17 protein-coding genes and 1 tRNA gene are annotated in these 20,029 nt (G+C 61.5%); 8 read left to right on the forward strand and 10 right to left on the reverse strand.

All coding sequences use genetic code 11. The features are described 5' to 3' along the window. Nucleotides 1–38: 38 nt before the first annotated feature. On the reverse strand, nucleotides 39–947 hold the full coding sequence (locus QM649_RS09685) for a LysR family transcriptional regulator (protein ID WP_415198829.1): 909 nt from the start codon (nucleotides 945–947) through the stop codon (nucleotides 39–41). Between the two features lie 139 nt (nucleotides 948–1,086). On the opposite strand from QM649_RS09685, the gene katG reads away from it, so the two are divergent. Further along, nucleotides 1,087–3,285: a catalase/peroxidase HPI gene (gene katG, locus QM649_RS09690; protein WP_415198830.1), complete on the forward strand. Its 2,199-nt coding sequence runs from the start codon at nucleotides 1,087–1,089 to the stop codon at nucleotides 3,283–3,285. 95 nt (nucleotides 3,286–3,380) lie between these two features. Here the strand turns inward: katG and QM649_RS09695 are convergent, their stop codons facing one another. The 7 genes from QM649_RS09695 to mazG form a co-directional block, all read right to left on the reverse strand. Then, nucleotides 3,381–5,564, reverse strand: a complete 2,184-nt coding sequence (locus QM649_RS09695) for a GH92 family glycosyl hydrolase (RefSeq protein WP_415198831.1) — start codon at nucleotides 5,562–5,564, stop codon at nucleotides 3,381–3,383. A 102-nt stretch (nucleotides 5,565–5,666) separates the two neighbouring features. After that, complete coding sequence (locus tag QM649_RS09700) at nucleotides 5,667–6,266, reverse strand: HD domain-containing protein (RefSeq protein WP_415198832.1); 600 nt, start codon at nucleotides 6,264–6,266, stop codon at nucleotides 5,667–5,669. A gap of 26 nt (nucleotides 6,267–6,292) precedes the next feature. Then, nucleotides 6,293–8,425, reverse strand: coding sequence for a redoxin domain-containing protein (locus QM649_RS09705; protein ID WP_415198833.1), 2,133 nt, complete (start codon nucleotides 8,423–8,425; stop codon nucleotides 6,293–6,295). 226 nt (nucleotides 8,426–8,651) lie between these two features. After that, nucleotides 8,652–8,725, reverse strand: a tRNA-Gln gene (locus tag QM649_RS09710). Between the two features lie 125 nt (nucleotides 8,726–8,850). Then, nucleotides 8,851–9,972: an o-succinylbenzoate synthase gene (gene menC / locus QM649_RS09715; RefSeq protein WP_415198834.1), complete on the reverse strand. Its 1,122-nt coding sequence runs from the start codon at nucleotides 9,970–9,972 to the stop codon at nucleotides 8,851–8,853. A gap of 24 nt (nucleotides 9,973–9,996) precedes the next feature. Then, entirely contained in the window at nucleotides 9,997–10,836 is an 840-nt protein-coding gene (locus tag QM649_RS09720) for a GNAT family N-acetyltransferase (protein WP_415198835.1), read from the reverse strand. Between the two features lie 41 nt (nucleotides 10,837–10,877). Beyond that, nucleotides 10,878–11,801 (reverse strand): nucleoside triphosphate pyrophosphohydrolase, encoded by a 924-nt coding sequence (mazG, locus tag QM649_RS09725; protein WP_415198836.1) that lies wholly within the window; start codon nucleotides 11,799–11,801, stop codon nucleotides 10,878–10,880. 43 nt (nucleotides 11,802–11,844) lie between these two features. Here mazG and QM649_RS09730 point away from each other — a divergent pair, with 43 nt between their 5' ends. Then, complete coding sequence (locus QM649_RS09730; RefSeq protein ID WP_415198837.1) at nucleotides 11,845–12,639, forward strand: prepilin peptidase; 795 nt, start codon at nucleotides 11,845–11,847, stop codon at nucleotides 12,637–12,639. A 126-nt stretch (nucleotides 12,640–12,765) separates the two neighbouring features. Further along, a complete protein-coding gene (locus QM649_RS09735; protein ID WP_415198838.1) occupies nucleotides 12,766–13,332 on the forward strand; it encodes a hypothetical protein in 567 nt (188 codons plus the stop codon). Nucleotides 13,333–13,511: 179 nt separating this feature from the next. Here QM649_RS09735 and QM649_RS09740 read toward each other — a convergent pair whose 3' ends face one another. Continuing rightward, the gene (locus QM649_RS09740; RefSeq protein WP_415198839.1) at nucleotides 13,512–14,159 is read right to left on the reverse strand and encodes a tetratricopeptide repeat protein; all 648 of its coding nucleotides are present in this window, start codon (nucleotides 14,157–14,159) and stop codon (nucleotides 13,512–13,514) included. A gap of 89 nt (nucleotides 14,160–14,248) precedes the next feature. Between QM649_RS09740 and QM649_RS09745 the strand changes: the two genes are divergently transcribed. After that, complete coding sequence (locus tag QM649_RS09745) at nucleotides 14,249–14,704, forward strand: SET domain-containing protein (protein ID WP_415198840.1); 456 nt, start codon at nucleotides 14,249–14,251, stop codon at nucleotides 14,702–14,704. Between the two features lie 410 nt (nucleotides 14,705–15,114). Here QM649_RS09745 and QM649_RS09750 read toward each other — a convergent pair whose 3' ends face one another. Beyond that, a complete protein-coding gene (locus QM649_RS09750) occupies nucleotides 15,115–15,681 on the reverse strand; it encodes a GNAT family N-acetyltransferase (RefSeq protein WP_415198841.1) in 567 nt (188 codons plus the stop codon). A gap of 76 nt (nucleotides 15,682–15,757) precedes the next feature. Between QM649_RS09750 and dnaX the strand changes: the two genes are divergently transcribed. The 4 genes from dnaX to QM649_RS09770 all read left to right on the forward strand — a co-directional run bounded on the left by dnaX (nucleotide 15,758) and on the right by QM649_RS09770 (nucleotide 19,974). Beyond that, nucleotides 15,758–18,004 (forward strand): DNA polymerase III subunit gamma/tau, encoded by a 2,247-nt coding sequence (gene dnaX / locus QM649_RS09755; RefSeq protein WP_415198842.1) that lies wholly within the window; start codon nucleotides 15,758–15,760, stop codon nucleotides 18,002–18,004. A 25-nt stretch (nucleotides 18,005–18,029) separates the two neighbouring features. Continuing rightward, nucleotides 18,030–18,353: a YbaB/EbfC family nucleoid-associated protein gene (locus QM649_RS09760; protein ID WP_415198843.1), complete on the forward strand. Its 324-nt coding sequence runs from the start codon at nucleotides 18,030–18,032 to the stop codon at nucleotides 18,351–18,353. Between the two features lie 91 nt (nucleotides 18,354–18,444). Then, nucleotides 18,445–19,431, forward strand: a complete 987-nt coding sequence (locus QM649_RS09765) for an MBL fold metallo-hydrolase (RefSeq protein WP_415198844.1) — start codon at nucleotides 18,445–18,447, stop codon at nucleotides 19,429–19,431. A 51-nt stretch (nucleotides 19,432–19,482) separates the two neighbouring features. Beyond that, nucleotides 19,483–19,974: a MarR family winged helix-turn-helix transcriptional regulator gene (locus QM649_RS09770; protein WP_415198845.1), complete on the forward strand. Its 492-nt coding sequence runs from the start codon at nucleotides 19,483–19,485 to the stop codon at nucleotides 19,972–19,974. Nucleotides 19,975–20,029: the final 55 nt, after the last annotated feature.

Below are 20,029 nucleotides of genomic sequence, written 5' to 3' on the forward strand. Positions count from 1 at the left end.
CGAAAACTGCGATCGGCCTATCGCCTGATTCGATTATCTCATTTGTCATGATGGTCTTGCGCCGCCGTACGCTTCTGCGAATTCAGCCGGACACCAGCCAGAAACGCCTGTTGCACGCGGTTGAAACTGCGTCCGCGCAACACCGCGGCCACCACGGTCCGCGTCGCCCGCGCATCGCTCAGGCGCACATAGCGGCACGCGGCGTTGCGGTCTATCGCCATCTCCGGAACGAGCGATATCCCTACGCCCGCCGCAACCATCCCCAGCAGGCTGCTGAATTGCCCGCTCTCGAAAGCAATATTCGGCGTAATGCGTGCATGCGTACAGGCCGCGATGCTGAGATCCCGGAAGCAATGGCCATCCCGCAGCATCACGAACGATTCCCCGCGCAGGTCTTTCAGCGTCAATGACTCTTCCTCACCGCGAGGATGGTCCTTCGGCAACACCGCAAACAGCGGTTCGGTACGAATCGGATAGAACTCGAGGTCCTTGTGACGAAGAGGAAGAGCCAGGATCGCAATATCGATAGAAAGATCGCGCAGACTCTCAATCAGCACCGGCGTCGTTTCCTCCACGATGCGCAGCTTCGCCTCGGGAAATCTCCTGGTGAACGCAGCCGTGTAGCGCGGCATCAGGTACGGGGCAATCGTAGGGATCACACCGATGGCCACGCTGCCTCGTAGATCGGCATGTTTGTCCGCCACGCTGAGCCGCGCCGTCTCCATCTGTTCCAGAATCGAACGCGCGTGAGGAATAAAGGCGCGGCCGGCTTCGGTCAGCCGTATGCTGCGTCCCAATCGGTCGAAAAGCTTCGCGCCCAGGCTCTCTTCGAGCTTAAGAACCTGTTGGGAAAGCGAAGGCTGCGCCACCTGGCAACGCTCCGCGGCCCGGCTGAAACTGCCCGTATCTGCGATCGCGCATGCATAGCGGAGCTGATGGATTTCCATAGTTTTTAACTATACCAAGAATGGTTATTGAATATTGGAACTATAACGCCGCGCGGTGCTACATTCAGGTCGGTGAGTTTTCGGGTGGGATTCACTCGTCCCACTCACACGCAAGGAAACAACCGCAAGGAGAGAAGATATGGCAACCGAAGCGAAGTGCCCGTTCCACCATGGCGGTGAACAGGCCCGGACGAATAATGATTGGTGGCCCAATCAGCTGAACCTCAATCTGCTGCACCAGCACTCCTCTTTGTCTGACCCCATGGGGGAAACCTTCGATTACGCGGAAGAGTTCAAGAGCCTTGATTACGAGGCGCTCAAGAAAGACCTCACCGCCCTGATGACCGACTCGCAGGACTGGTGGCCAGCCGACTTCGGCCATTACGGCCCGCTCTTTATTCGCATGGCCTGGCATAGCGCTGGCACCTATCGCACATTTGACGGACGCGGTGGCGGTGGACGCGGACAGCAGCGTTTTGCGCCGCTCAACAGCTGGCCCGACAACGTGAACCTCGATCGCGCCCGCCGTCTCCTCTGGCCGGTCAAGCAGAAGTACGGCCGCAAGATTTCCTGGGCCGATCTGTTGATTCTTGCCGGCAACGTTGCTCTCGAGTCCATGGGCTTCAAGACCTTCGGCTTCGCCGGCGGCCGCGCGGATGTGTGGGAGCCGGATCTCGATGTGAACTGGGGTCTTGAAAATACCTGGATGGGAACCGACAAGCGCTACTCGGGTGAACGCGATCTCGCGAACCCCTTCGGCGCGACCACGATGGGCCTCATCTACGTCAATCCCGAAGGCCCGGAAGGCGTGCCCGATCCGGTCGCAGCTGCGCGTGATATCCGTGTGACCTTCGGCCGCATGGCCATGAATGATGAAGAGACCGTCGCCCTCATTGCAGGCGGACACACCTTCGGCAAGACTCACGGCGCCGGCCCTGGAGCACACCTTGCTTCAGAACCGGAAGGCTCTCCCATCGAAGAGCAGGGTCTCGGCTGGAACAGCGCTTATGCCACCGGCATCGCGGGCGATGCCATCACCAGCGGCCTCGAAGTGACATGGACGAGCACGCCGACAAAGTGGAGCAGCAACTTCTTCTGGAACCTCTTCGGTTACGAATGGGAGCTGACCAAGAGCCCGGGTGGAGCGCACCAGTGGAAGCCCAAGGGCGAAGCCGGCGCGAACACCGTGCCGGACGCGCATGATCCTTCGAAGCGTCATGCTCCTGCAATGCTCACGACGGATATCGCGCTCCGCGCCGATCCCATCTACGAGAAGATTGCACGCCGCTTCTACGAAAACCCCGATGCCTTTGCAGATGCCTTCGCCCGCGCATGGTTCAAGCTCACGCATCGCGATATGGGTCCTCGCGCACGCTATCTGGGCCCCGAGGTTCCGAAGGAAGTCTTGATCTGGCAGGACCCGGTCCCAGCAGTCGATCACGCGCTGGTCGACGAGAAGGACATCGCGTCGCTGAAAGAGAAGATCCTTGCCAGCGGCCTCACGGTTTCACAACTGGTCTCGACGGCATGGGCTTCGGCCTCCACCTTCCGCGGCTCCGACAAGCGTGGCGGCGCGAATGGCGCACGCATCCGTCTCGCGCCGCAGAAGGACTGGGAAGTGAACCAGCCTGAGCAGTTGCAGAAAGTGCTAGCTACGCTCGAGAAGATCCAGAACGACTTCAACGCTGCGCAGTCCGGCGGTAAGAAGATCTCGCTCGCAGACCTGATCGTCCTCGCCGGTTCCGTGGGTGTGGAACAGGCTGCGAAAAATGCCGGCATCTCCGTCACGGTGCCCTTTGATCCGGGCCGCACGGACGCCTCGGCGGAGGAGACGGACGTTGAATCCTTCGAAGTGCTCGAGCCCGCGGCGGATGGCTTCCGCTCCTACACCAACAGCAACGGCCATACGCCCAGTGCGCCGGCTGAAGTCACGCTGCTGGATAAGGCACAGCTGCTCAGGCTCACCGCTCCCGAACTGACAGTCCTGCTCGGCGGCCTGCGCGTGCTCAACACCAACTTCGGAGGCACCAGCTACGGTGTCTTCACCAGCAGCCCCGAGGCGCTGACGAACGACTTCTTCCTCAACCTGCTCGATATGCGCACCGTGTGGAAGGCGGACTCCGACGCCAAGGACACCTTCGAAGGACGCGACCGCACGAGCGGCGAAGTGAAGTGGAAAGCCACACGCGCCGATCTGATCTTCGGATCGAACGCACAGCTTCGCTCACTCTCGGAGGTCTACGGAAGCAAGGACGCTCACGCAAAGTTCGTGAAGGACTTTGTCGCAGTGTGGCACAAGGTCATGAACCTCGATCGCTACGACCTCACCGCCGCATAGAAGGAAAGTAGTCAATCTCTCCTCGCGCTCCCGGCGTGGCCTGATAGTCTGCAGGCCACGCTGCGGAGCGCATTTTGTTGCTTGCCGGAGACGGTCTAGCGATAGTCTTCCGGGTGCACACGCATGCTGTCCGGCGGGAAGGACGCGGGAAGAGCTCCGAGTGTGGTGTTCGGCGTATCTCCCATCGTCAGCTCCAGTTCCCCGCCCTGCGCAATATCAGAGTGGCGAAACCATACCTGCTCAAGCGGTTTTCCGTTCAGGACGATCTTCTCCACGTACTTGTTTTGCCGGGAAGCGCCATGCGCCACGATCACAAAGCTCTTGCCGTTTTCGAGATGGATCGTGATCCTGTCGAACACTGGACTGGCAATGTCATATACAGGAATGCCCGGCGTGACCGGATAAAAGCCCATCATCGAGAAGACAACAAAAGCGCTCATCCCGCCACCGTCTTCGTCTCCGGGAATGCCATGGAGCGTGTCGGTAAAGAAAGTCTCAAGCAGCGTCCGCACCCGCGCCTGCGTCTTCCACGGCGCCCCCAGGCGATCGTAGAGATACGGAATCGCAAAGCTCGGCTCGTTGCCCATGGAGAATTGCCCGATCATCGAGGTGGAATCAGGAAACTTCGCCTGGAATTCGTACTGCGATCTGCCAAGCGGCTCACGGAATAGCTGGTCGAGATTGGCTTCGGCCTTCTGCGGACCGCCCATCAGATCGATGAGTCCCGCGTAGTCGTGTCCCACATCCCACGTGTAGGTGTATCCGTTGTTTTCGTCGTAGTAGTCGCGGCCGCCCATGCCACCACTGAACTTCGGATCCATCGGCTCAATCCATGCGCCGGATTCGTCCTTCGGCCACATCATGGACTTGTCCTGACGGAACACATTCTTATAGTTGCCAGCGCGCTTCAGGAACAACGCCTCGTCTTCCGGCTTGCCCAATGTTCGCGCAAGCTGCGCGATCGACCAGTCATCGAAGCTGTTGCCGAGTGTGACCGGAACCGGCTGGCGCTTCTCAAAAGGATGGACCTGCGGATAGATCTCCTTCTCTCCCGGACGCAGTGCCGGCATATAGCCGTGCGCATTGTAGAAGTCATCCAGAGGGCTCTTCGGTCCGAGCCTCCACGGCAGCAGCGTGCTATCCAGCGACCGCTTCCGCACCCCTTCATACGCAGTGGCAAGATCGAAGTTTCTTACGCCCTTGAAATAAGCGTCTGCAAACCACGGCGCGGAGTGGTTCCCGTTCATGCATGCCATGGGACCGGCAACCGTGTTGAACGTCGGCATGATGCCACCCTGCTCATACATGCGCACATACGATTGCAGCTTGTCGGCTTCCATCTGAGGATTCAGCAGAGTCTGCAAAGGCTCCAGTGCGCGATACGTATCCCATAGCCAGTTGTCGACATAAAACGGGCGGGGATCGGTGTGCACCATGTGATCGAACCCGCTGTAGTAGCGCCCATCCTCGCTGATATTGATCATGCGCTCCGAGCTGCGATAGAGCGCGGTGTAGAAGACGCGGCGCTGCGCCTCCGTGCCACCCTCAACCGTGATGCGGCCCAGCGTTTTGTTCCAGCGGGCCTTTGCCGCATCCCTCACCTGTTCGAAGCTTTGCGACGCAATCTCATGCTGCAGATTGCTCTTCGCCTGCTCCACACTGATAAACGAAATCCCATAGCGAAATTCCAGCAGCCCAGCATGCGCGGCGATATGAAGCTGCTGCCTGTCTCCGACACTGTCTGCTGTAGCTTCAACGGGTTTGCTGAAGACCCCATAGACGTATGCCTTCATGCCACTGAACTGCTCTTCGCCCTCAACAATGTTGCCTTCATGAATCGCCACATTGCCGATCATGCGATTGGCGATCTCTAATGGGGTCTTGTCACGCGAGATGCGGAAGCGGAAAAACCCGCAGCGCTCCGTCGCAGTGAACTCCGTCGTCACACCCAGCGCATCGAAGCGCGTGGAATAAAAATACGGTGTCGTCACTTCCTCGTCATACGCGGCCGGAGAACCATCCCCAGGCATGATGCTGAAGAGTTCCCTGTCCCTGTGCGAGCTGATCGTGAGGGGAAAGAATTGAATCTGGTCGGCGGTCGCATCGGGCCGCACCGGGTACATTCTCACCATGCTGTTCGGCAGGTAAACCGTAGGCCGCGTCGGGGCGAGCAGGATCGCGATATTGCCGATCGTAGGATCGACGGACTCCACCTGCGCATACGACGCCGCAGGAAACAGACCAACTCCAAGCAACAACGAACAAAGACGCTTCCGCACAGAGATCCTTTTCACGAAAAGACGGTGTGGTTACCTTTCCATCTTAGCGTTTGCCAATGACAGTCCTTCAGCCCTGAGAGCGTACAGGCTCAATCACCATTGTCAAGAACCGGCGTCCCAATCGAAGAAGCCGCTCTCACGCGCCTCGCTGAGGCGTGTTTCCAGGTAGTCCCACAACTGCGGACACCCCTCCAGAATCTGCCCGCGAACGCGCTTGAGGATGCGCTCGTAACTGATGTCGTTTTCGCGCCAGCTCTGGCCATGGTTATTGAGGTTCAGGAGTACAGGCATGGCGCGATCGACCGCATTGGCGAATCGCGCCTCCGGCGTGGTGCCGGTCTCAAACTCCTGCCAGAGCTGCAGGAGCTCTGCCGCCTGCCCATCAGGCAGAAGCGAGAAAATGCGCTTCACCGCAGCGAGCTCATCCGCCTTGCGCTGCTCCCAGCCCCCTTCAACAAAGGCCATCGTGTCGCCGGTATCGATCTCACCCAGGTCGTGGACGAGCAGCATCCGGATCACGCGATCGAGATCCAGAGCGAATCCCGCGTGCGGCGCCAGCGCATAGGCAAACAGAGCGAGCTGCCAGCTATGCTCGGCTGAGTTCTCGTAGCGATCCAGCCCTAGCGGACGCACCTTGCGCGTCACGCGTTTGAGGTCTTCAATGGCCAGGACAAAACTTATGACACGTTCGACAGGCTGCATACTGCAGACAGTCTAAATAACTGGCTCTAACTCCCCGACTTCGTCGCTTCCAGCTTCTCGATCATTCCCTGAGACCAGTTATCCGTCGCGTCAAAGCCGATCTGCGTCCACTGCCACGAGCCCTGCGGATTCAGCACCCAGCTCTGCGGAATCGCATACCCATTCAGCAGATTCACCGTGTAGGAATACGCCGGCAGCACGGGGAACGTGTAGCCCTTTTCCTTCAGGAACGGCGCAACCAGCCCCTCATCCTCGTCGATGTTGAACGTCAGGATCTGGATATCCGAGCGACCCTTGATCTGCTCATACAGTTTCTGCAGATGCGGCAGTTCGGCGTTGCACGGCCCGCACCACGTCGCCCACAGGTTGATCAGCACAACCTTACCCTTGAGATTCGCCGTCGTCCAGGTCTTGCCGGAAAGGTCTGTCAGCTGGAAGTCGGGCAGCGTCTTGGTCGGCTTCTCCCATCGGGCCTCGCTCGCGTCCACCACGGGCGCGCCCGGCGGCTTGCTCCACACCACGAAGGCGGTCTCGGTGCCGCCCATCTCCGTCCACAATGCCTTCGATTCATCCAGCACATCATCCGAGAGCTTGCCCTGCTGCCACGTCGGAGCCTTCGCCCGCGTCTGCAACGCCTGCTGATAGAAGGTTAGTGCATCCTGCTTCTGATTCTCGAGCACCGCAAACCGCGCCCGGTCGAGCCAGTAGCCGGAGAGCTCTTTCTTGTCGTCAGGAGGAGCCACTTCGATCGACGCCTTCAGCGGAATCACCACGTTCGGCTCCTTCGCCAGCAACGCCGCATGGATTAGCTCGCTGCGGATCGACTGCGCCATCTCCCGCTTCTGCTTGTCGTTGTCCTTCTGCTCGTCGGCGGTCAGGTTATCGCTCTTGGGAGCCCTGGCGTCATTGCTGGCCTGCATCGCAGCCACTTGCTGAAACAGATCCGCAGCACGCGCGGGCTGCCACTTGTGATCCATCAGAAAATCCGCGGCATAATACTTCGACCAGATCCAGCCGGGCTGATCCTGTCTTTCGCCCGCAGCCAGATAGGCATCCACAATCGCGATGCCCTCTTTCTCCGGGAGCGAGTCGTCACCAAACTCGTTATAGAGCATTCCCGTGCGCGCCTGCTCCACATCATTTGGATACTCGCGGATCCATTCCTTGGTCACCTCACGGTGCGCCTTGCGGTACGCAGTCCACGCGGCTGCATCCTTCTCGTCCGTAGGCTCTTTGTGCGCATCGTTCCAGCGCTTCTGCACGATACTTTCAGCCTCGTCCGATTGCGGATACTGCTGCAGGAGCTTGTCCTGCATGGCGTTGAGCGTCTCCTGCGTTGCGCCGCTCTGCTTATAGCCGTCGATCAGGAAGTTCGCCCACTCGGCATCCGGATGCGGATTCGCCGTCTCCAGCCGCTTCACATCCACAGCAACCTGCTTGCGGATGGCTTCGTGCTCCTGCGGCGGATGCGTGCGGAATTCGAGGCTCCAAAGATACCGGTAATCCTTCAATGCCTCCGGATCGGTCTCCTTCTCCAGTTGCGGACGCAGCGCCGCGGCGACCTTCGCCTGCAGTGTCATGTCCTTCACCAGCATCCACTGCGCAAAGCCGTCGGTCGACGCAGGGCAGGCGGTCCAGTACGCCGTCAGGTGCTCTTCGAACTTCGGCCTGTCCTCAAACTTTCCTCGGCTGTAAATCTGCGCAAGCTGCAGATCCGGCCACACGAACTGCGGGGCCTGCGCCTTGGCCGCGTTGAGCAGCCGGATGCTCTCGGGAGTATCGGTTCCGTTCAGTGCGACGGCCGCAAGATAAAGCACCAGAGGATCGTTGGGATGATCCTTCGCCTGCTGGCGGTAATTGGCCTGAAAAGCTGCCCAGCTTCCCGGATGCAGCGCCTCTTCCTCACGCTGCGCAATCGAAATCAGCCGCTTCTTCGGCGCGATCTCTCGCGGATACTGCGCAGCCAGCTCTGTAAGCACGGTGCGGCGCAGCGTCTCCTGCTCAAGAAAGCTCAGCCGCTCAAAGGCCGGTCCTTCCAGCTTGTCGTGCAGGGTCTTCTGGATCGCAGGAGGAGTTGTGCAGCCGGGCAGAGTGTTGGAAGTTTGAGCCCAGAGCGGTGTGCTCAGCAGCACGATAAAGGACAGGCAGGTCCGTCGCATGTGCGTCTCCTCATGATTGAACTGCGGAACGGCGTGTCCGATTATTCGAATACCGCCGGAGGAGTGTCAACGAAATTGAGATAACGCTGCCAGTAGCGATCCCAGCTTCGGACGAGACATGGGCCGACCAAATAGCCGGACGGAACAATTCTTACCTTGTTACGGATTGACTTATGGCTTAAAAAAAGAAAAAGGACGCCGAAGGCGTCCACGTCATTGCAAGCGTTGGTTGCCCCCCAGGGATTCGAACCCCGATAGGCTGCTCCAGAGGCAGCTGTCCTACCATTGAACGAGAGGGCAATCTGTGCGGTCGCGGCTCACTGATGATGCATCAGGAACTCACTTTCTAAACTTTATCGGAGAGCGGCCCTCCGGTCAAATCCCGCGCACCGCTTTTCTGAGGAAAACTCCTCATTCCATGCTTTTTACACCAGCGCCAGCGCCCGCACTTCTTCCTTGCGGACAGTCAGCCGCTCCACCAGATCCTCGCGCACAGCGAATCCCCTGCCCACCTCGGTCGGCACCACGATCTCGCCTTCGGAGCTCACCGTGACCTCCGGTTCGATGATGTCCTCCTTCCAGTAGCGCTTCGAAGCCGACACATCGCCCGGCAGGCTGAAATTCGGCAGCGACGAGAGCGCAATGTTGTGCGCCCGACCGATGCCGCTCTCCAGCATCCCGCCACACCACACCGGAATTCCCCGCTCCTGCGCCGCGTTATGTACGGCAATGGCCTCGCTGAAGCCGCCCACACGCCCATTCTTGATGTTGATGATCCGGCAGGACTCCATCTCGATAGCCGCCAGCGCGTCGCGCCGGTTGCGGATCGATTCATCCAGGCAGATCGACGTCGTCAGCTGCTTCTGCAGCAGCGAATGGAAGTAAAAGTCATCCGACCATAGCGGCTGCTCGATCATCAGCAGGTTGAAAGCATCCCACTCGCGGATCAGGTCGGCATCCTTCAGCCGGTACGCCGAATTCGCATCGCAGCTCAGCAGGATCTGCGGCCAGCGATTACGCACGGCCTCGAAAACCTTCGTATCCCAGCCCGGCTTGCACTTCAGCTTGATGCGCTGATAGCCCGCCGCCAGCTCCTTCTCGATCTCCGCCAGCTGCCGCTCCAGCGTCGGCTGGATGCCGATCGAAACGCCGCACGGAATCGTCTCGCGGCTACCGCCCAGCAACGCGGAGAGCGAAACGCCACGAACCTGCGCCTCCAGATCCCATACCGCGTTCTCAAGGGCAGCCTTGGCCATGCGGTGCCCGCGCACCTGCTTGAAAAGCCCGGGAATCTTGCCGGCATGTTCCGGCTCCGCGGCAGCCAGCACTGGAGCCAGCTCCTGCGTCATCACCAGCCAGGCCGTGTCGATCGTCTCTTCCGAGAAATAGGGATGCTCACCGGCAACACACTCACCCCACGCCGTCAGCCCTTCCGACTTCAGCTCCACCAGCAACACCCGCCGGTCCGTCGTCACCCCAAAGCTGGTCTCAAACGGCTGCACGAGTGGGATATGAAGTTCCCGAAGATAGATCGCATCGATTTTCATAAAGGTGTCGCTTCTCCGGTTTTCTTAAGCCTGAACTTGAGGAAATGAGCCTAGCCTGAAGATGCCGTCGCCGTTCTCGCTGCGTTCGAAACCCACCACGGCCAGTCCCTGCGCAAACGCGGATACAAACCGCCGGCGGTTCTCTTCCTGTACCTTCAAGGCCCGGTCCAGCTGATCGTTCGAGTTCTTCCACTCCGCGATCGCCCGCGGCACCACAATGGTCTCGGTGGCGTCCTCTGTCGAAGCAATCACACCATCCAGAATGCCCCTCACGCGCGGAGAATCGAGGTACCACTCGGCAACAAGGCGGTCGCTGGGGAGTCCAGCCTGGAGTCGAGAAGAGGATACACCATAAAAATTCGGGATATACCGCCGCACGACCGCGCCCAGTCTGTGGATATTGAGAAAGGCGTTCTTGATCTCCAGTGGATCGAAGGTCCATTCCATCTGCCGGATGCCGCGCGAAAGCGCCTCCGTCCGCTGGAACAGCTTCAACCGCCGCCCCACGCCGTCATTCCGATAGGCCGCATGCACCGCCAGCATATGCGAATGCAGATACGGCTCAGGCGCGCCGGACGCTCCCGGATGAACGCCGGGAAACGCCATGGCGAACCCGACGAGGGTCTTCGCCTCTGACTTTCCGGAAAGGCTAAGATCAAACGCGCCAATCACTTGGCCGCCAATAGCTTGAGCAACGGTAAAAGAGCGCCGCGGGATGACATCCCCGTCCGCATACCCCCATGTCTCAATCTGCAGGGCCACACAGGCATCCAGCTCTTCAAAACCGTGGCAGCGGCGCAGCTCGATCTGCCGGCCGTCTCGCGCCGCAAAGATCTCGGAGCCCTGCACCTCGTCGGCTGCCACGCTTCCCGCTCCGTCCATCCCGGAATTCACCGCTACAGAACTCACGCTTCCTGCCTCTTCACTTCTTTCGACTTTGCCTGAGCCCACAGCTCTTCGAGTTCCTCCGGCGATAGCCCGTCCAGATCCCTGCCCGCCGTCGCTTCCATCGCCGCAAACCGCCGCCGAAACTTCGCATTCGCATCGCGCAGCGCCAGCTCCGAATCCACCTTCAGATGCCGGGACAGGTTGGCCGCTGTGAACAGCAGGTCGCCCATCTCCTCGGCTACCGCAGGATTCTGCTCCCCGTTGCCCGACCACAGTTCCACTTCCAGCTCGTCGATCTCTTCCTGCAACTTGGCAAACAGCCCCGATGCATCCGGCCAATCGAAGCCGACTTTCGCCGCCTTGCTGCCCAGTTTCGCAGCCTCACTCAGCGCTGGCATTGAGCGCGGAACCTCGTCGAGCCGTCCATGCCCTTCCGCGCGATCCTTCTTTTCCCGCTTCTTGATCTCTTCCCAGTTGCGCAGCACGCCGCCCGCGTCGATACCCTCAACCTCCAGGCTCTCCGCACGATTCCCTGCCTCGGCCGCGGCTTCCTCGCCAAAGACATGAGGGTGCCGGCGCACCAGCTTCCGGTTGAGGTTGTCGATGACATCGCCGATCGAGAAATGTCCGGCCTCTGAGGCCATCTGCGCATAGAACAGCACCTGCAGCAACAAGTCGCCGAGCTCGTCCTTGAGCGACGGCCAGTCGCGGCGGTCGATCGCGTCGAAGACCTCGTAGGTCTCTTCCAGCGTGTATTTACGGATCGAGTCGAAGCTCTGCTCGCGGTCCCAGGGACATCCATCCGGACTGCGCAGCCGCGCCATGATCGCAACCGCCTCCGCAAAAGCAGCTTCAGGAGCGGGCAACAGCGCGCCCTCGGATGTCGATTCCGGGACAGTCTTCTTCGCCGGATCGCCGGCCACAGGCTCAGGGATAGGCATTACCCAGAGTTTACCCGAGCCGGAAAGCTCTATACTGGCCCCGGTGTCTCCCATCGATTGGATCGCTGCCCTCTTCACCCTGCTCTTCGGCCTCGCCTTTGGCAGCTTTCTGAACGTGTGCATCGCCCGTCTGCCCCGTCACCGGTCGATCGTCCACCCGCCATCGCACTGCCCGGGCTGCAAAGCTCTCATTCGGTCCCTGGACAACATCCCCGTCCTCAGCTACCTGCTGCTGCGCGGCCGCTGCCGGAGCTGCGGCGACCCGATCTCCTGGCGCTACCCCGCGGTCGAGCTGGCGACAGCCCTGCTGTGGCTTACCTGCTTTCTCCACTTCGGCCTCACGCCCGCGGGCGTCGCCATGGCAATTCTCTGCTTCCTTACCCTCGGACTTGCCGTCATGGACGCCGAGACCCTGCGCCTGCCTGACAGCTTCACGCTGCCCGGCATTGCGCTCGGCCTCGCTTGGTCCGTCATAAGCGCGCCGGAAGGCTCCCGTCTGCGCGCCGCCCTTTTCGCTGCACTCTGGAGCGCGACCGCCGCGGGGATTCTCCTCGCCATCGCGTTCAGTTATCGCGCGCTGCGAGGGCGCGCCGGTCTCGGCCTCGGAGACGCCAAGTTACTTGCCATGTTTGCCGCCTGGCTTGGCCCCGCGGATACACTGCTCATCCTCTTCCTTGGCGTGGTCATCACCGCTCTCTACGGGCTCACGCAACTGCTGCGTGGCCGCGCCGGAGCCGCAACCCGTCTCCCTCTCGGAGCTTTCCTTTCGCTCGCAGCCCTCTACACCGTATTTGCAGGACAGCCGACCATCGCCTGGTACCTACACTTCTTCTCCTAGAGTGCAGACCTTCGATCGAAAGCGCATCATCTATCATCCAGAGAGCGCGATCGAGCGCCGTTGATGAAGCCCTCAACGGTTCAGCCCCAGCGATCCGTTTGCATGGACCATTGAAGGAGTAGTTCCGTGGCTCTGCTGGTCTCCGGCGCATCGGAGTTCAACACTGCGTGGCAGCACTCGCGCGCCTTCCTCCGGGAAACGGGCATCGCCGTCTCACGCCATTTTTGGCTGCTGCTGGTGCTCTGCGTCATTCCAGCTTCGCTGCGTGTTTATCTGCACCTGCGTACGCGCCCGGCGCAGCGCTGGGAGATGAACCTGGCGGAAGCCCTCATCACGGCCTGGCGAGTGCTCCTCTGCGCCGTCTGCATCTGGGCCATCTGCACGGCTCATCAGTGGAAGACATTTAAGTGCCGCCTTTTTCAACCCGATCAGCTCGAGGTCGGACTGCAGAAGCTCGGCGTCAACCTCGGCCAGATGCTCCACACCGTGCTCTGGGAGCTGCTCTTCTTCGCATTAGGGATGTGGCTGATCCACCAACTGCTGCTCATCGTCGCCGACCTGCTGACGCGCAATGGATATCGCGGCGGACGCCCCGTACGGCGCAAGGCGGTCGCCTCCGCGCTGCGCAACCTGATCCTGGCTCCGCTGTCGGTGCTCTACGTGGTCGCGCTCATACGCCAGGCATTTTCCTAGGCCCCACAAAAAAAGCCCTCAGAAACGACTGTCATTCCGACCGAAGCGAGACGGCTTGATCGTCTCGCGCAGCGGAGAAACCTGCAGTTTCTCTCCGCAGCACAAGCCCCGTGTGGCCCATTCAAGCCCGCAGTTGGCTTGAGTGGGATAGAAACAGCCTGAGAACCGGCGGAGAAAACCTACTTCGGAGCCGCGCCCAGTTCCGCCAGCGCCTTCCGCACATCCTTCGTCTTCTTGGCATCGGGAAACGCATCGAGATAGATGCGGTAGTTGTCCACCGCCTCCTGCGTCTTCTTCAGCGCCTGCGCGGACTTCGCCAGCCCCAGCACCGCATCGGCATTTTCAGGCGCGATCTCTGTCGCCTCTTTGTATCGGTTGTAGGCACCCTGAAAGTCCTGCCGGTCCATGTAGAAGTTGCCGACCTTCACGTCCTGCTCCGCCAGCTTCGGATCGTGGATGAATCCGCCAGCGCCATCTGAGATGCGGCTGCTGCTGTCCAGCGGCGAGGCCACCCCGGCAAAGTTGCTGCGGCTGGAAGAGAAACCCTTGTCTGCAGGCGACGCAGTCTTTGCGCTGTCCGGCTTGTTCGCCTCCGCCTCGGCCTTCTTCGATTGCTCTTCAGGAAAGGGATTGTCCTGGGCCGTATTCGCAGGCGTGCTCGCCTTCTTCGCGTTCGCATCGGGCGCACTGGACTGCGAGGACGACGGCGTCGGGCTCTGTTGCTGATTCTGCTGTGTCGTCGTTTGCTGGTTCGTCGTCTGCTGGGCCTGCATCACCCCGCCCAGAGAAACTCCCAGCACCGAGGTCCACAGGACGCCTTCACGCATTCGCCGGCAGTTCTTCATCGCTCTTTTCATCCCTCTCAAGTTTAGACCTTTGTCCTCGGCAAAGGGCTGTATACTCGGCGAGAATCACCATGCCGCTTATCATCCGCTCCTCCTCCATTCACGCCGCCGGATGCTACACCACCGGGCCTATCCGCAGGCGCACCCGCATTGTCGAATACACCGGCCCGCATATCTCCAAGGATCAGGCCGACGAAAAATACGAAGACTCACCGACCACCTATCTCTTCGGCCTCGGCACCGGTGAGACGGTCATCGACGGCTTCGGCCTCGCCATGTTCATCAACCACTCCTGCGATCCCAACTGTGAGACGAAGGAAGTGAGGGGCCGCGTCTACATCTTCGCGCTGCGGGACATCGCCCCGGGCGAAGAACTTACCTACGACTACAACCTCTACGACGGCGATGAGGACGAGGCTTTTTGCAACTGCGGCGCATCCACTTGCCGCAAATCCATGTACTCTCCCGACGAGCTCCGCCGCCGCGCCCGCGCCGCCAAGCGCGCCGCGAAAAAAGCTACGGCGTAAGCAGACCAGACCGCCGACGAGCACGTAGCTCTGTCTTTCGAAAGAAAAAACCTGTCATCTCGACCAAAGCGGGACCACTGTTGTCCCGCGAAGTGGAGAGACCTTCGGTTCTCTGCATGAGGCAGAAACCAGGGTGCCCCATCCAGGCTTCGCTTGGATGGGCAGGCAGGAATTCACTCTGCCTGCCGTGTCTCTGGCTGAGAGAGGGTTCCCTGCGACGAATAGAGACAACCGCAAGTGCGTTTTTACATGGAAAACGGGATGCAGGATCGGCACGAATGCCTCTATGCTCTCCGTGTCCTCTGGGGTGAAAGTTTTTCGCCCGTGGCAAAGGAAAAACCGCAGGTTCCTCCACTTCGCTGCGCTCCGGTCGGAATGACAACACTTCGGAAAGGGAGCCCCCCCAAATCCTACCTGCCGTCTTCCTTTCCCATTCGCACAATCGCCAGCGCAAGCCCGTTTCCCAGCGGCATCTCGATCCGCCCCAGCTCCTCGTACCCCCAGCGCCGGTAGAGCGGTACGCCGGTCAGCGTCGCCCCCATCTCGAAGCGCCGGAAGCCCTCCGCCCGAGCCGCATCCTCGCAATACTCCAGCAGCAATGACCCGATTCCCTGCCGTGCCCAGTCCGGATGCACAAAGAACGCCCGTATCCGGGCCGCGTCCGTCGCCGGATCGAGCAGGCTGGCATCGCGATCCGGCCGCTTGTCCGCTCCGAAAAGTGTCTGCCGCCGACTCCATCCTCCGCAGGCCGCCATCACCTCCGGCCTGCCCACCGGCGAGACGACAAAATACGTCCGGTCGGCGATCAGCTGCGAATCCACGCCCAGATGCACACCCACCGCCGCATCGCGCTGCGCCTGGGAATAATCCTCCGCCTGGAGTCCGTGCACCGAGGCCTCGATCAGCGCCCGCAGCGCCGCCGCATCATCCTCCGTGGCCACGCGGATCGCAAACTCTTTCCCGTCTTTCGTCTTCATCTTCCCTCTTCCCCGATTCCCTGTGCCGTTGCTTCCTCAGCCATGCCCGATACAATGAACCGTTACCTATTTCCCGATGGCTTACCAGGTTCTAGCTCGCAAATACCGCCCCCAGCGATTCTCCGACGTCGCCGGGCAGGATCACGTCACCCGTACCCTGCTCAACGCCCTGTCGCAGAACCGTATCGCCCATGGCTATATCTTCTCCGGCCATCGCGGCATCGGCAAAACCACCATCGCCCGCATTCTGGCGCAGGCGCTCAACTGTCGCCGCGACATCGGCTCACCCGAGCGACCCACGCCGGAGCCCTGCGGCACCTGCGAGTCCTGTACCGAGATCCGCCAGGGCAACGCCGTCGATGTCATCGAAATCGACGCTGCCACCAATCGCGGCATCGACGAAATCCGCGAACTGCGTGACGCCGCCCGCTATCGCCCGGCCCGCGACCGCTACAAGATCTACATCCTCGATGAGGCGCACCAGATCACCGATGCGGCCTTCAACGCGCTGCTCAAGACGCTCGAGGAGCCGCCCGACCACATTGTCTTCATGATGGCGACGACGCAGCCGGAGGACATCCCGCAGACCATCCGCTCGCGTTGCCAGCACTTCAGCTTCCATGCCGTCCGCTTCGACGAGATCTTGGGCCAGCTCCGCACCGTCGCCTCCCAGGAAGACGTTGCCGTCGAGGACGCCGCGCTCGCCCTGCTCGCCGAAGCCGGTGACGGCTCGATGCGCGACGCGCTCTCCATCATGGACCAGGCCATTGCCTCGGCGCCCATGGTCGATGGCCGTCCCCAGCTCGACGCCGCGCAGATTCGCGAGCTGATGGGCTCGGTCCCCAACACCATTTTTGAAAGCTTCCTCGAGGCCATCGCCGAAGGCCGCACTGCGTCGCTGATCGAGGAGCTGAATCGCCTGCTGAACGCCGGCAACAGCCCCGCGCAGATCTGCCGCCAGTTCGTACGCTACCTGCGCAACACGCTCATGGCGTGCATCGACGGCGAACACTCCGAGCTGCTGCAGATCTCGTCCGACGAGCGCGCCCGTGCCGCTCGCTCTGCGCTGCTCTTCTCCGAAGAAGACCTCACCCGCTTCCTGCAGGTCGCGCTCCGCACCTTCGACGAGCTGAACTACCGCCAGGAGCAGCGCTTCCACCTCGAGCTCGGTCTCATCAAGCTCGTACATCTCACCCGCCTGCTCCCGGTCGAGGAATTCCTCAGCAAGCTGCCGCCCGCCGGCAGCGTCACAGGAACCGCATCGGGAACGTCTTCTGCGCCCCGGACAACTGCCCCGGCACCGGCATCGCGTCCGTCGGCCCCGATACCGCCGCGCGCATCCGAAACTCGTCCCACACCTCCGGCAGCCCGCGCACCCGAACCACGCACCATTGCCCCGAAGCCCGAAGAGCCTGCCCGCCCGGCATTCTCTCCCTTCGAGGCCGACCGCTCCCGCAAGATGTCCGACGACGGCCCATCCATCGGAGCCTCGACGCAGCCGGTAGTGGAGTCGCGTGCGCCGCAGCCTGAACCGGCTGCAAAGATAGTGCCGCCCGTAAACCCGTTTGCGGCGCCTGAACCGGCGAGGCCGTCGATCACCAGCAGCGTCGCCGTGGCAGAGCTCGAACCTGCACCCGCGCCGGTCGCGCTGGTTGAGCCGATTCCGGCTGAGCCAATCCTGGCAGAGACCGTCGAGGCACCCATCGCCGTCTCCCAGCCGGTCATCGAGAACCGCTTCGAAAGCCGTGCGGAGCCCAGCGCCATCCGCGCCGTGGCCGAAGTCGCACCGGTCGCAGTGCTCTCCGAACCGGTCATCTCCGAAATCACAGAACTCGAGTCCGAACGCGCACCCGTAGGCAAGGCCGAGCCAGAGCAGCCGCTCACCAACGGCGCACTGGCGCTCGCGCCGGAACCCTCCAGCTCGGTCGATCTCGACCTCGTCCGCGACACGATCTGCTCCGCGCTCGACGCCCAGGGCCACAGCACCGCCTCCGTGCTGCTCTCCTCCGGTCATTGGCGCGAAAAGGGCGACACGATCGAGGTGGAAGTCGGCATCAAGAAGACCATGCTTGGCCTCACGATGAACGCCGAGGCCGAGAAGATCTGCAAAGCCGCGCTGCGCGCCATCGGCGTCAACCACAAGCTCGCCTTTGTCCCCGGCGAGGCGAAAGCACCCGGCTCGAACCCGCGCCCGGCAGCCTCGTCGTCGGCAGCAAAAGGCAGCATTCAGGCCATCGCGCTTGAAGATCCGCTGGTCAAGCGCGCGCAGGAGCTCTTCAAGGCAGAAGTCCGCAGCGTGCTCGACCTCCGCGACAGCAGATAGACAGTTTTAGAAGGACAGGAATCCGATGAACCCTTTCAAGATCCAGGAAATGCTCGGGCAGGCCAAGCAGATGCAGGAACAGATGCAGGAAAAGCTCGCCCACTCCATCGTCGAAGGCTCGGCGGGCGGCGGCGCCGTCAACGTCCGCATGAACGGCAAGAAGGAAGTCCTCAAGCTTTCGATCGACCCCTCCGCCGTGGCAGGACTCACCAGCGCCTCCGACATCGAGATGCTCGAAGACCTCATCACCGCAGCCTTCAACGACGCCGGCCGCAAGGCCGAAGAGATCCTCAAGTCGAGCATGTCCGGCATGCTCGGCGGCCTGAATCTTCCCCCGGGACTTTTCTAATCGCCGCTCCGCTCAAGAACCGCATCTATCTGTCCATGAGACACTTCCGGGGACACTTGCGGAAGCATTCGCGCGCAGGCGCACGGAACCGATGACAACACGACGCCACTTTCTCGCCCAGACCGCCATCGCCGCCGGGGGCTTTGCCCTGTCGGCTTCCCGCGCATGGTCCCAGCAGCCGGCCGCAGGCCCCGAACAGAATCAGGGCCAGGTTGCACCTCCGTCCACCACCGGCCTCGTCGCCAGCATGCGCACCGCGGCACGCACCACGCCGATCCATCACACCAAGCTCACCGACACGCTCTATATGCTGCAGGGCGTAGGCGGCAACATGGTTGTGCACCTCGGCCCGGACGGCAAGCTGCTCGTCGACTCCAGCATCGCCACCGCTGCGCCCCTGCTCACGCACGAGCTCTCGAAGCTCGATCCGCAGCCGCTGCGCCTGCTGGTGAACACGCACTGGCACTTCGACCACACCGACGGCAACGCCGCCATGCACGATGCCGGGGCTTTCATCATCGCGCATGAGAACACGCGCACCCGGCTCTCGTCCGCCCAGCACATGGACATTCTCGACACCACCTTCCCTGCCGCTCCGACCAGCGCGCTGCCGCAGCAGACCTTCGGTGACCGCGAGAATCTGTACTACGACAACGAGCCTATCGACCTGGTGCACGCGCCCAACGCGCACACCGACTCCGATATCTTCGTCCACTTCCGCAACAGCAACGTCATCCACGCCGGCGATCTCTTCTTCAACGGCCAGTATCCGCTCATCGACGCGAACAGCGGCGGCTCCATCAATGGCATGATCCGCGGCGTTGACCAGATTCTGCAGGTCGTAGACGAAAAGACGAAGGTCGTTCCCGGCCACGGCGCACTCGGCGATCAGTCCTCGCTCTCCGCTTATCGCGAGATGCTGACCACCGTCGCCAACCGCATCGAGAAGCTCAAGCTCTCCGGCCAGTCGCTCGCGCAGGTCGTCGCCCAGCATCCCACAGCCGACCTCGATGCAACGTGGGCCAAAGGCCGCATGACGCCCGAGATGTTCGTCACCGTCGTCTACAACACGCTCTGATTCCGACGTCGCAGCCCGACCCCTCCGCCGGAATCAGATAAGCTTGCACATATGTCCGAAGCAGCCGCCAGCAGCCGGGATGAAGCCGTCACCGCACCGCGCCTCTGGGTAAATCTCGCCCGCGCGTATGGGGCCCTCGCTGCCTTTGTCCAGACCGCGGTGGAGAAGGAAGGCATCGGCCTCACCGATTTCATGGTTCTCGAAGTGCTTCTGCACAAGGGCCCCATGACCATCTCGCAGATCGGCTCCCGCGTCCTGCTCGCCGCGCCTTCGATGACAGCGGCCATCGACCGCCTCGAACGTGAAGGCTATGTCGAGCGGAAAAACTCCGAGGAAGACCGCCGCATCCGCCGCATTGAGCTCACCTCGAAAGGCCGCAGCTTCATCCACAAGCTCTTCCGCCGTCACTCCGAGGAGCTCGAAGAAGTGATGAACGTGTTAAGCGCCACCGAGAAGACACGCCTCCGCGCCTCCCTCAGAAAAGTGGGCTTCCGCGCCCAGGAGGCAGCCGAACAACTCCGCACGAGTACAAAAAAAGCGTAGAGGGCTCAGGGCTCAGGGCTCAGGGCTCAGGGCTCAGGGCTCAGGGCTCAGGGCT

The sequence above is a fragment of the Silvibacterium sp. genome (assembly GCF_047605705.1).
GTDB lineage: Bacteria > Acidobacteriota > Terriglobia > Terriglobales > Acidobacteriaceae > Silvibacterium.

Bases quoted from the DNA above. Each gene is read 5' to 3' on its own strand.
- QM649_RS09685 (WP_415198829.1), bottom strand. From the start codon at position 947: ATGGAAATCCATCAGCTCCGCTATGCATGCGCGATCGCAGATACGGGC.
- katG (WP_415198830.1), top strand. From the start codon at position 1,087: ATGGCAACCGAAGCGAAGTGCCCGTTCCACCATGGCGGTGAACAGGCC.
- QM649_RS09700 (WP_415198832.1), bottom strand. From the start codon at position 6,266: ATGCAGCCTGTCGAACGTGTCATAAGTTTTGTCCTGGCCATTGAAGAC.
- QM649_RS09705 (WP_415198833.1), bottom strand. From the start codon at position 8,425: ATGCGACGGACCTGCCTGTCCTTTATCGTGCTGCTGAGCACACCGCTC.
- menC (WP_415198834.1), bottom strand. From the start codon at position 9,972: ATGAAAATCGATGCGATCTATCTTCGGGAACTTCATATCCCACTCGTG.
- mazG (WP_415198836.1), bottom strand. From the start codon at position 11,801: ATGCCTATCCCTGAGCCTGTGGCCGGCGATCCGGCGAAGAAGACTGTC.
- QM649_RS09740 (WP_415198839.1), bottom strand. From the start codon at position 14,159: ATGCGTGAAGGCGTCCTGTGGACCTCGGTGCTGGGAGTTTCTCTGGGC.
- QM649_RS09745 (WP_415198840.1), top strand. From the start codon at position 14,249: ATGCCGCTTATCATCCGCTCCTCCTCCATTCACGCCGCCGGATGCTAC.
- QM649_RS09750 (WP_415198841.1), bottom strand. From the start codon at position 15,681: ATGAAGACGAAAGACGGGAAAGAGTTTGCGATCCGCGTGGCCACGGAG.
- dnaX (WP_415198842.1), top strand. From the start codon at position 15,758: ATGGCTTACCAGGTTCTAGCTCGCAAATACCGCCCCCAGCGATTCTCC.
- QM649_RS09760 (WP_415198843.1), top strand. From the start codon at position 18,030: ATGAACCCTTTCAAGATCCAGGAAATGCTCGGGCAGGCCAAGCAGATG.
- QM649_RS09765 (WP_415198844.1), top strand. From the start codon at position 18,445: ATGACAACACGACGCCACTTTCTCGCCCAGACCGCCATCGCCGCCGGG.
- QM649_RS09770 (WP_415198845.1), top strand. From the start codon at position 19,483: ATGTCCGAAGCAGCCGCCAGCAGCCGGGATGAAGCCGTCACCGCACCG.